The sequence below is a fragment of the Microbacterium yannicii PS01 genome, from assembly GCF_000304335.1.
GTDB classification, from domain to species: Bacteria; Actinomycetota; Actinomycetes; order Actinomycetales; family Microbacteriaceae; genus Microbacterium; species Microbacterium yannicii_A.
The window spans coordinates 70,697-81,970 of record NZ_CAJF01000017.1; the positions used below are offsets into that span (position 1 = coordinate 70,697).

An 11,274-nucleotide genomic window follows, 5' to 3' on the forward strand; every position below is an offset into this window, starting at 1 on the left:
CTCGCCTCGCGTGCCGCGTCGTCCACGCGCGTCGGCGGCGACGATCGGGATCCCGCTGGCCTATCTCGCCGTCACGCTGTTCGGCATGTGGTGGCTCGACATCCGTCCGGCCGCACTCCTCGACGGGTTCGAAGACATCGCGGCCCTGCTGCAGCGGATGGTGCCGCCGACGGTAGGCGACCCCGCGAACCTGCTCGCCCTGGCGCTGGAGACCCTGTGGATCGCGGTCGCCGGGACAGGTCTCGCCACGATCGCGTCGATCTTCCTCGGCGCGGCCGCCTCGCGTCACTTCAGCGGGCCACGGATCGTCGGGTGGCTCGCGCGCGGCATCATCATCGTGACGCGGGCGATCCCGTCCCTGGTGTTCGCCCTCATCCTCGTGCGCATCGTCGGCCTGGGCCCGCTCGCCGGCGGGCTCGCGATCGCATTCCACTCGGTCGGCATGATCGGCAAGATGTTCGCGGATGTCTTCGAGGAGCAGGACGCCGCGCCGCGCGAGGCCGTGGCCGCCGTAGGGGCCGGCCGGGCACAGAACTTCGTGGCCACGACCTTCAGCCGGGCTCTGCCCAGCATCACGGCGATCGTGCTGTACCGCCTCGACATCAACATCCGGGCCTCCGCCGTTCTCGGTCTCGTCGGCGCCGGCGGCATCGGGCTCGCGCTCCAGACCGCGATCGGATCCCTCGACTACCGTCGTGCGCTCGGCATCATCCTCGTCATCGTCGTGATGCTCCTCGTGCTCGAGCTGGCCGCGTACCTCGCGCAGCGTGCGCTGGCCGAACACGCCGAGGAGCACACCGCCGCTCAGCTCTACGGTCGCGGACGCAGCTCCTCCTCACCGGGCTGGAACCGTTCTCGCGTCCTGCGGGTCGGTTCCGGTGTCGCGGTGCTGATGCTGTTCGTCTTCTCGCTGACCCAGCTGCTCGCCGATGCCCCGCGACTCGCAGCGGCCTGGGAGAACGCCGTCGCCGTGCTGTCGGGCTTCTTCCCACCGGTCTTCACCCTCGACATCGCATACGGGATCTTCGAGAGCGTCGTCATGGCACTCTCGGCGACGACGTTCGGCGTGATCATCGGTCTGGCGATCGCGCTGCTGTCGACACGTCACCTCATCCGCTTCGAGCCGCTCTCCCTCGCGCTGCGCGGACTCATGGTGCTCGTCCGGGGCGTCCCCGACATCATCTTCGCGCTTCTCTTCGTCGCCGCGCTGGGACTCGGACCCTTCGCCGGCTTCCTCGCACTGGCGATCTCGTGCACGGCGCTCGCGGCGAAGTTCTTCACCGACTCGCTCATGAAGGTCGATCCCGCACCGCTGCGCGCGCTGGAAGCAACGGGCGCCGGCCGGCTGCAGGTCTTCGTCGCCGGCGTCTGGCCTCAGTTCGTTCCGGGCTTCATCGGCAACAGCCTGTTCACCTCCGACCTCGCTCTGCGGGAATCGGCGGTCCTGGGCATCGTGGGCGCGGGCGGCATCGGCTTCCTGCTCGAGGAGTCGGTGGCAACCCTCCACTACCAGACGACAGCGGGAATCCTCATCGGACTGATCGCCGTCGTCGTGCTGCTCGAGTCCGTCGCCCGCTGGGCGCGGAAGAAGGTGATCTGATGGCGACCTGCCCCTTCGGCTACACATCGCAGGAGCAGGATGCCGCGGCATCCGCCCCCGTCGACACACGCACGCGCTCCGAGCGCACCGGCGAGTGGTCGCCCTCCCTCGACGAGACGTTCGGCAGCGCCCACCGCGACTACGCCGCGCTGCGGCAGACGGACCCCTTCCCGTGGAGCGAGGAGTTCGGCGGCTTCTGGTCCGCGATGACCTATGACGACGTCGTCGCCATCGCCCAGGACGACCGGTTCATCACCTCGGTGCAGAACGTCGTGCCGCACGTGCCGCGGTCTTCGCGCCGCCCGCCGCTGCACTTCGATCCTCCTGAGCACACCGCCTATCGCGAGGCCATCGATCCGGTGATGCGCCGTGCCGTCGTCAAGTCGCACGAGTCGACGTTCCGCGCGAGCGCCGAAGAGCTCGTGGCGGCCATGATCGACGGCGAGCGCGCCGACGGCGTCGCCGACTTCGCCGCGCCGTTCGTGGTGGACTGCTTCGCCGCGTTCCTCGGCGTGCCGGTCGACCTCGCCCGCGAGGTGCGTGAGATCGGCGTGCGCTACGGGTTCGCCATCCAGGACATGGATGACGAGGTCATCGGCCAGTGCAGCACACGCCTGTACGAGATCGCCGAGCGGGTGTACCGAGACCGGCTCGCGGCGGGCGCCGATCCGTCCAGCGATCTCGTCGGGAGCCTGCACGCGGCAGCCCTGGACCCGGCCAACCACATCACGGAGCGAACGGCGATCGCGACCATCCGCCAGATGATCGTGGCGGGCATGGGTGCACCGCAGGCCGTGCTCGGAAGCTGCGTCGTGCACCTCGCGCAGGACCCTGATCTGCAGGAGCATCTGCGCCGGCACCCGGCGGATCTGCCGGCGGCGATCGAGGAGTTCCTGCGCCTGCACGCGCCCTATCGCGTCTTCGCCCGCACGCCCCGGGAAGACACCGTGGTGCACGGACGGCTCGTGCGGCAGGACGAGGCCGTGGCGCTGGTGTTCCCGTCGGCGAACCGGGATTCCGCGGCCTTCCCCCGCCCCGACGAGTTCGTCCTGCACCGGAAGAACAACTCGCACCTGGCGTTCGGCCGCGGAGCGCACAAGTGCCCGGCGGCGACGATGGGCCGCCTGGAGCTGCTCATCGCGCTGGAAGTGCTGCTGGAGCGGACGAGTTCGTTCGCCCTGGCCGGCGATGTCCGGATGATGAACTGGCTGGAGTACGGTCCCCGGGCCGTTCCCCTGTCGCTCGCGCCGGCGAACGCCGCGGCCCGCTGACTGACACAATCGCTCCATGCGGCCAGCAGACCACTTGCTCCCCCGGGACCAGCAGGGCGCCCGCTCGCAGCAGCTGCTCATCGTGCTTCTGGGCGACTACTGGCATCTGCGTTCCGAGCCCCTTCCCTCGGCGGCGCTCGTCGCACTCCTGACACTGTTCGACGTCACGCCCGCGGGCGCCCGCGCGGCTATCCAGCGGCTGGCCAAGCGCGGTTTCCTCATCACGGTGAAGAACGGCCGCACCACGGCGTACGCCGTCTCGCCGATGAGCCAGGAGTCGGTCGACGCGCACGTCGAGCTGCTCTTCCGCAGTCACATCCCCCGCCCCTGGGATGGAACCTGGAGTGTGGTGGGGTACTCGCTCCGCGAGGACCAGCGAAGCACGCGCAACGCGCTGCGCGAGCGGCTGCGGCAGTCGCGCTTCGGGAACGTGCACGACGGCCTGTGGATCCGGCCTGGAGACCGCCGATCCGAAGTCGAGGCGATGGTGCGGGACCTCGCGGCTCCCCCCTCGACCGGCCAGCTCACGGTGTTCACCGGCGCCCGGCTTCCCCATGAGAGCGTGACGGCGACGGCGCGCGAGGCCTTCGCGCTGGATGAGCTGGCGGCGGCCTACCGCCGGTTCGTGGAGCAGTGGCAGCCGGTCGCGGCACGCGTGTCCTCGCTCACGGATCCTGGCCGGAGCGGGTCGGATGACGACGACCTGCTGCGCGTGCGGACGTCGATCATGCGCGACTGGCGGGAGCTGCGCCACATCGATCCGATGCTTCCCCAGTCCCTCCTGGGCGCCGACTTCCCCTTCGAGCGCGCCCTCGCGGTCTGCTCGATGATCTACGACTCCACCGGTCCCGCTGCGGAAGCGGCCTTCCGGCGGATCCTCGAGCCCCACTCGGTCGACCTTGCGAAGCACGTGTCTCACCACACCTTCGCGGCCTACGCCGCGGACGCGGCTCCGCGGCCCTCCTGACGCGCGCGAGGGTCAGGCGACTCGAGCGGCGAACTCGCGCACGGCGGGAAAGGCGAACTCGCGGTGCCGGCGGGTGAACAGCTCGTACGAGCGATCGGCGGGCCAGTCCGCTCCCATGTACTGGCGCGGGAGCCGGGGATCGACGCGCAGCAGCGCGAGCCAGTCGGCGACCAGCAGGGTGCGCGCCGTCAACGGCGGAAGATCGGATGCCGCATCCTCCCGTCCCCAGTGCGCGATGAACTCGTGATGGGCGTCGCGGATGCGTTCGACGTCCCAGGCCACGCGCACGGCCTCGTCCATCGGGAACCCGGCGAGCTCCGAGGCCGTGAAGGCGTTGACCGCGCCCGGCCCGAGATCGGGGATGATGGCGTCCAGCGCGCTGGCGAGGTCGACCGCGCCGGGCGCGATCCACATGCCGTCCCGCAGGACTGCGAATCCCGACCACGTCAGGGCCGCCCGCAGGCGGTGGCGGAGGGTCCGCCGGTGCTCGGGGACGGTGAAGCTCACCAGCGTCCATCCGTCCCCCTGCGGCTCGAACGGCGCCGGTCCGTTCACGCGACCGGACGCCTCGCGCAGCACCTCGCTGCCGTGCGGTGTCAGCTCGAAGCCGATCTCGCGGCCCAGCCGCGTGCGCTCGAGCATTCCGCTGTGCACCATCCGGTCGAGATTCGTGCGCACGGCGGGCGCACCGACTCCCGCGCTCTCGAGCACCCCGATCAGCACGCTCGCGCGCACCGGCTCGAAGTACCGATCGCAGACGTACTCGCCGAAGAAGGCCAGCAGCAGCTGCCGGGGCTTGCGGGTGAGCACCGAAGCCTCGGCATCCGTCTCTCCGAGCACCTCCGACAGGGTCAGCGTGCTCACGCGGCGCTCGCTCCGGGGCGGACCGCCTCGCCGCGCTTGGCGCGCTGGATCTGCTCGTACACGTGGGTGCGCAACTCGGTGAACCGCGGCAGCGCGCGCGTCGTGATCTGATCGCGCTCGGGGGCGAGGTCGATGGCGAGGTCCTCCTGCACCCACGTGGGCGACTTCGAGAGCACGATGACGCGCTCGCCGAGATACACCGACTCGTCGATGTCGTGCGTCACGAACAGGATCGACATGCCGCGGTCGCGGTGCAGCGCGCGCACCAGATCCTCGAGGTCGGCACGGGTCTGCGCGTCCACGGCGGCGAAGGGCTCGTCCATGATGAGCACCTCGGGCTGATAGGCCACGGCGCGCGCGATCGCGACGCGCTGCTGCATGCCGCCCGACAACTGCCACGGGTAGCTCTTGGCGGCGTGGTCGAGTCCGACGGCGGTGAGCGCGTCGTCGATCAGCCGGTCGCGGTCGGCGCGAGACAGCTTCTTGTGCTTCAGCGGAAGCTCGACGTTGCCGCGCACGGTGAGCCACGGGTAGAGGCTGCGGCCGTACTCCTGGAACACCAGGGCCATGTTGGGGGGCGGCGCGGTCACCCGGCTGCCGTCGAGCTCCACGAGGCCAGAGGTCGGGCGCAAGAGGCCCGCGATGCACTTGAGCAGCGTCGTCTTGCCGCAGCCGGATGGGCCCACGATGCACACGAGCTCGCCGGCGTTCATCTGGAAGCTGATGTCTCCGATCGCCTCGACGTTGCCCGTCGAGGACTCGTAGACCTTGCGCAGATGCTCGACTTTCAGCAGCGGCTGCTTCGTCTCCGTCGCGTCAGGCACGTTCGACCTCCTTGATTCCGTGGTACCAGCGCAGCACCCGACGCTCGGCGAATCCGAAGATCACCGCGAGCAGCACGCCGATGAGCCCGAGCAGCACGATGCCGCTCCACATCTCGGCGATCAGGTAGTTGCGCTGGAAGTAGACGATCTGAAAGCCGAGCCCCGACGAGGAGAAGAACATCTCCGAGATCACCATGAGGATCAGTGCGATCGAGAGGCACTGCCGCACCCCCGTCATGATGCGGGGGCTGGCCGCGGGCAGCACCAGGTAGCGCAGGCGCTCGCCCGGCGTGATGGCGAACGAGCGGGCGGTCTCGGTCATGACGGAGTCGGTCGCCCGGACGCCCTCGATGGTGTTCAGCAGCACCGGCCAGATCGCACCCGCGACGATCACCACGACCTTCATGAAGTCGTTGGCGCCGACGAGGACGGCGATGATCGGGATCAGGACGGGCGGCGGCACGGCGCGGAAGAACTCGAAGATCGGCTCGAGCAGCTCGCGCAGCCATCGCACCAGCCCGATCAGGGTGCCGGCCGCGATGCCGAGGACCACGGCCAGCACGATCCCGATCGCCAGCCGGCCGAGGCTCGGGAGGACGTCGGTGAAGAAGGCCGGCCCGACCCACGTGTCGATGAAGGCCTCGAGGATGACGAGCGGGCTGGGGAAGAACGGCGCCGGCGAGACGGACGACCAGACGCCCCAGATCACCAGCAGCAGAATCGGAAGGCCGAGGGCGTACGCGGTGTTCTCGCCGATGCCGGCCCACACCCGGGAGGGGCGCTTCGGCGTCACGACGGTGCTCGTGTAGAGGGTCACAGCACTTCCTCCCCACGGATGGACTGATGCCACGACAGCGAACGGCGCTCGATCGCCCGGAAGACGAGGTTGATCACGAGCCCGAGCACGCCGGTGACGACGACCAGCGCGTACACCGTGGTCCACTGGCCGGAGTCGCGAGCCAGCATGATCGCCCGGCCGAGGCCGGGGTTGCCGATGAACATCTCGGCGGTGATGGCCAGGATCAGCGCGACGGTGGCGGCGAGCCGCAGCCCGGTCATGAGGTAAGGCAGCGCCGTCGGGAAGACGAGGTTGACGATGCGAGATCCCCGCGACAGACCGAAGCTCCGCGCGGTGTCGCGCGCCACGGCATCCACATCGGCGACGCCGTAGAGCACCTGGATGAAGACCTGCCAGAAGCTCGCGAACACGATGATGATCAGCGCGGCCTGCAGCTGATAGCCGTACATCAGGATGGCGAGCGGGATGAGGGCGACCGAGGGGATCGGCCGCAGGAACTCGACCGTCGTGTGGGTCGCGCGCCTGAGGAAGGGGACGAGTCCGATGACGGTGCCCAGCACGACGGCGAGCACCGTGGCGATCACCAGGCCGATGGCCCACGCCGTCATGGTGCGGCCGACGTTGCGCCAGAACTCCATGTCGCGGAACTCGACGAGCAGCTGGGCGAGGGTGTCGGTCGCGGTCGGGAAGTAGGCCGGGTTCACGATCCCGAGCGTCGGCAGCAGCTGCCAGGTCGCGAGGAACCCGATGATGCCGGCCATTCCGAGCGCGAACTTGCGGAGGGTGCGGTGCTGACCGGGCCGCGCTGGTGACGCGACGGTCGGTGGGGCGTCGGCGGTGACGGTCACGGTGGTCCGATCGGTGCGGTCGGCGGGAAGGGCAGACGCAGGTGAGGGATGACGGGATGCCGAGGCTCTCGGCATCCCGTCTCCACCACTACTGCTGCTGGATGAGGCGGGCGTAGTCGGGCTCGGCGTCGATGTATGCGAACTCGACCGCGAGGGCGCCCAGCTCTTCGATGTCTTCGGCGGTCAGCTCCCATGTGAACTCGGGGAGCGTGATTCCCGCGGCCGCCTCTTCGGGGATCTCGAGGTTGGTCGCGATCGCGGCGCGCACGGCCTCTTCGTTGCCCGAGGCCCACTCGAGCGCCTCGGCCATGGCCTCGGAGTACGACGCGACGAGCTCGGGGTCATCGTCGAGGAGCGCCTGCGTCGTGATGCTCGTCAGCACCGAGAGCCCCGGGATCGTGGCCTGATAGGGCGAGACCACCTCGACACCGCCACCGCCGACGATGATGCCGCGGAACGGGTCGGGCGCCCAGGCGGCGTCCATGGTGCCCGCCTCCAGCTGGGCGGGCACGTCGGGGAAGGCGACCTCGACGAACTCGATCGTCGAGGGGTCGCCGCCGTCGTCCTGCACGGCTTTGCGGATGGTGAGGTCGCCCGCGGCGCCGATCGTGTTGACCGAGACCTTCTTGCCGGCGAGATCCGCGGGACGGGTGATGCCGGCGTCGGCTCCCGCGACGACCGCGTTGACGTCGGTGCCCTCGGCGAGGCTGTTGGCGTAGTTGCCGATGATGACGACGCCGAGATCCTGCAGGTCGGCGCGGATGGGTCCGAACGGCTGACCGATCGCGAACTGGATGTCTCCGCTGATCAGCGCGGGAATGGCGTTCGCGCCGCCCTGCGCGGGGACGACCTCGATCTCGAGACCGTGCTCTTCGAAGATGCCCTCCTCCATGGCGGCCCACAGGGCGCCGGTCTCGGCGATGGGCAGCGCCGCGACGCGCACGGTGGTGAGCTCCTCGGAGCCCGACCCGGCGTCGCCGGTGGACGTGTTCGACGGAGCCGCGGAGTCGGTGCAGCCGCTCAGCGCAAGCGCGGCGGCGGCGAGGACGCCGATGGTGGCAAGACTCTTCTTCATTGACGGGCCTCTCTCGGGTGATGCACGGGTTCACCGGCGCCGGGTCCGTCCGACGCTGCGTCGGAGTCCTCACCGCGGCGTGCCGGACACAAGTCATGGTGCGCCCGCCTCGGAGGATTGTCAAGAGATTCGTGACGCCCGTCACGAAAGCATTGACCGTCGTTCTCGCGCGATCGTCGTCTCAGATCGGCCCCAGGGATTCCTCTCAACGGAAATACCTCTTGCCAGTACCTATGCACATAGGTACTCTCGCTGCAGAGCGCAGAGCCGCGTTCCCCCATGAGCTGGAAGGATCCGCACGTGGCGCACATCGCACCCGCAATGAACAAGGCCGCTGCCGTGGAGTTGGTAGAGGGTTTCTCGCTGGAGATGACGGGCAAGGACGTTCCCGGTCTTCGCGAGGCGGCCCCGGTGATCCCGCAGGGCACGAAGGTGAACGTGACGTTCCTGGGCAACGAGGACCTGGAGATGCGAGTCGCGGCGGCCCAGGCGGTGCGAGAGCTGGGCTTCGTGCCGGTGCCGCACATCTCGGCTCGCCGGCTCGCCTCGCAGGACCAGCTGGAGGAGTTCCTGGGCCGGCTGCAACAGGTGGGCGCGTCGACGCACGTGTTCGCCGTGGGCGGCGACCCGGCCGAGCCGGAGGGCCCGTACCCGGACGCGCTGACCCTGATCCAGTCGGGTCTGCTGCAGAAGTACGGCGTCGCGGAGGTGTCGATCGCGGGCTATCCCGAGGGGCACCCCGACATCGCCGCCGACGTGCTGTGGCGGCATCTGGATGAGAAGGCGCTGGCGCTGGCGCAGCAGGGTCTGGGAACGACGATCCTCACCCAGTTCGCGTTCGACACCGACCCGGTGATGACCTGGATCGACCAGGTCCGCGCGCGGGGCATCGACGCCCCGATCCGCATCGGCACGCCGGGACCCGCAGGCATCAAGCGGCTGATCGGGTTCGCCCGCCGGTTCGGGGTGGGCGCGAACGCGATGATCGTGAAGAAGTACGGCTTCTCGCTGACGAACCTGATGGGCACCGCAGGGCCGGACCGGTTCGTCTCGGACCTGTCCGAACTGCTCGCCCGCGACCCTGCCCACGGGCCGGTGGGGCTGCACTTCTACACGTTCGGCGGGCTGCTGGCCACGTCCGAGTGGGCGCGGGACTACCTGGCCGCGCAGGCCTGAGGCGGCCTGGATGTCTCCGCACACCGAGGCGCTGCGCGATCAGGCGTGCCTGATCGTCCACGGACCCGACCAGCCCGGGCTGGTCGCCGCGGTCACCGGGCTGATCGCCCGCCACCGCGGCAACATCGTGACGCTGGATCAGTACTCCGACAACCCGGCCGGGGGCGAGTTCTTCCAGCGGGTGGTGTTCCACCGCACCGACCTGGCCGCCGCGCTGCCCGAGATCGAAGCCGACCTCGAAGAGACCCTCACCCCGTACGGGATGCAGTGGCGGCTGACGGACCAGTCCATCCCGAAACGGATGGCGATCCTCGCCTCCACGTCCGACCACTGCCTGCTCGAGCTGCTGTGGCGGCACCGCCGCGGCGAGCTGCCCGTCACCATCCCGATGGTCATCAGCAACCACACCAACACCGCCGAAGACGTCCGCGCGTTCGGGATCCCGTTCTTCCACGTCCCCTCCCAGGGACCCGACAAGACCGAGGCCGAAGCCCGCATCCTCGAGCTGCTGAAAGGCAACGTCGACTTCATCGTGCTGGCCCGCTACATGCAGATCATCTCGGAGGACTTCCTCGACACCGTCGACGTCCCCGTGATCAACATCCACCACTCGTTCCTGCCCGCCTTCATCGGCGCCGCGCCCTACCGCAAGGCCAAGGAACGCGGCGTGAAGCTCATCGGCGCGACCAGCCACTACGTCACCAAAGACCTCGACGAGGGCCCCATCATCGAGCAGGACGTCGCCCGGGTGAACCACGCCATGACCGCCGCCGACCTGCAGGCCCGCGGCGCCTACGTCGAACGGGCCGTCCTGTCCCGCGCCGTCCAATGGCACGCCGAAGACCGCGTCATCCGCCACGGCAACCAGACCATCGTCTTCACCGACCGACCGTAAACACCGGATGCCTCGAGCCGAGGCATCCGCTCACAGAACAGAGAGGTTCACATGGCCGACAACCTTCAGCAGCTGCTGGATCAGACCAACCCGGTGGAGCTGCTGCGCAACTCGCAGATCGGCTCCTACATCTACCCCGTCGTGCCCGCCGACTTCCAGAACTGGATCAAGGAGCAGAAGGCGTGGCGTGACACCGCGGTGCTCTACGACCAGTCCCACCACATGGACAACGTCTTTCTCAAGGGCTCGGACGCCATCAGGCTGATCAGCGACACCGCGATCAACTCGGTCGCGAACTTCGCCGTCAACAAGGCCAAGCAGTACGTGCCGACCACGGCCGCCGGTCACGTCATCGGCGACGGCATCCTGTTCCGCGAGGCCGAAGACGAGTACACCTACGTCGGCCGTGCGCCTGCGTCGAACTGGCTGCTGTACCACGGCGAGACGGGCGGCTACTCGAACCTCGACGTCACGGTCGACCGTCGTTCGCCGTCGCGTCCCTACGGAGCTGCCGTCGAGCGGCAGTACTACCGGTTCCAGATCCAGGGTCCGAACGCATGGGCCGTGATCGAGAAGCTCAACGGCGGAACGCTCGAGAAGCTCGGCTTCTTCAACATGTCGACGATGAACATCGCCGGCAAGCAGGTCCGCACGCTGCGGCACGGCATGGCCGGCGCCCCCGGGCTCGAGATCTGGGGACCGTACGCCGAGCACGGAGCGGTCCGCGACGCCATCGTCGAGGCGGGCGCCGAGTTCGGGCTCGTCGCCGTCGGTTCGCGGGCGTACCCGTCGAACACGCTCGAGTCGGGATGGATCCCCTCGCCCCTGCCCGCCATCTACACCGGCGAGGCCGAGCGCGGCTACCGCGAGTGGCTCGGCACCGACAGCTACGAGGCGACCGGCACCCTCGCCGGCTCGTTCGTGTCGGAGAACATCGAGGACTACTACCTCACCC

10 protein-coding genes and 1 pseudogene are annotated in these 11,274 nt (G+C 69.2%); 6 read left to right on the forward strand and 5 right to left on the reverse strand.

What is annotated here, in order from left to right:
- The first annotated feature begins 10 nt into the window (after positions 1-10).
- From WYM_RS11205 to WYM_RS19980, 3 genes are read left to right on the forward strand one after another with little or no spacing between them, the layout of a single operon-like run.
- Positions 11-1,600 (forward strand): PhnE/PtxC family ABC transporter permease, encoded by a 1,590-nt coding sequence (locus WYM_RS11205; protein WP_026059749.1) that lies wholly within the window; start codon positions 11-13, stop codon positions 1,598-1,600.
- Complete coding sequence (locus WYM_RS19975; protein WP_019180930.1) at positions 1,600-2,871, forward strand: cytochrome P450; 1,272 nt, start codon at positions 1,600-1,602, stop codon at positions 2,869-2,871. The genes WYM_RS11205 and WYM_RS19975 overlap by 1 nt, the downstream gene beginning before the upstream one ends.
- Before the next feature lie 16 nt (positions 2,872-2,887).
- The gene (locus WYM_RS19980) at positions 2,888-3,838 is read left to right on the forward strand and encodes a PaaX family transcriptional regulator C-terminal domain-containing protein (RefSeq protein WP_083866202.1); all 951 of its coding nucleotides are present in this window, start codon (positions 2,888-2,890) and stop codon (positions 3,836-3,838) included.
- 12 nt (positions 3,839-3,850) lie between these two features.
- On the opposite strand, the gene WYM_RS11220 is transcribed toward WYM_RS19980, so the two are convergent.
- From WYM_RS11220 to WYM_RS11240, 5 genes are all read right to left on the reverse strand, one after another.
- Positions 3,851-4,702, reverse strand: a complete 852-nt coding sequence (locus tag WYM_RS11220) for a PaaX family transcriptional regulator C-terminal domain-containing protein (protein WP_019180932.1) — start codon at positions 4,700-4,702, stop codon at positions 3,851-3,853.
- Positions 4,699-5,526, reverse strand: coding sequence for an ABC transporter ATP-binding protein (locus WYM_RS11225; RefSeq protein ID WP_019180933.1), 828 nt, complete (start codon positions 5,524-5,526; stop codon positions 4,699-4,701). Before WYM_RS11225 ends, WYM_RS11220 begins: the two co-directional genes overlap by 4 nt.
- The gene (locus WYM_RS11230) at positions 5,519-6,343 is read right to left on the reverse strand and encodes an ABC transporter permease (protein WP_019180934.1); all 825 of its coding nucleotides are present in this window, start codon (positions 6,341-6,343) and stop codon (positions 5,519-5,521) included. The genes WYM_RS11225 and WYM_RS11230 overlap by 8 nt, the downstream gene beginning before the upstream one ends.
- Positions 6,340-7,173 carry an ABC transporter permease gene (locus tag WYM_RS11235; protein ID WP_019180935.1) on the reverse strand — a complete coding sequence of 278 codons (834 nt, stop codon included), beginning with the start codon at positions 7,171-7,173 and terminating at the stop codon, positions 6,340-6,342. Before WYM_RS11235 ends, WYM_RS11230 begins: the two co-directional genes overlap by 4 nt.
- An 88-nt stretch (positions 7,174-7,261) precedes the next feature.
- On the reverse strand, positions 7,262-8,248 hold the full coding sequence (locus WYM_RS11240) for an ABC transporter substrate-binding protein (RefSeq protein ID WP_019180936.1): 987 nt from the start codon (positions 8,246-8,248) through the stop codon (positions 7,262-7,264).
- A gap of 321 nt (positions 8,249-8,569) precedes the next feature.
- Between WYM_RS11240 and WYM_RS11245 the strand changes: the two genes are divergently transcribed.
- The 3 genes and pseudogenes from WYM_RS11245 to WYM_RS11255 all read left to right on the forward strand — a co-directional run.
- Entirely contained in the window at positions 8,570-9,424 is an 855-nt protein-coding gene (locus WYM_RS11245) for a methylenetetrahydrofolate reductase (RefSeq protein WP_019180937.1), read from the forward strand.
- Between the two features lie 10 nt (positions 9,425-9,434).
- On the forward strand, positions 9,435-10,319 hold the full coding sequence (gene purU, locus WYM_RS11250) for a formyltetrahydrofolate deformylase (RefSeq protein WP_019180938.1): 885 nt from the start codon (positions 9,435-9,437) through the stop codon (positions 10,317-10,319).
- A 51-nt stretch (positions 10,320-10,370) separates the two neighbouring features.
- Positions 10,371-11,274: pseudogene (locus tag WYM_RS11255) on the forward strand (aminomethyl transferase family protein); the annotation flags it as partial.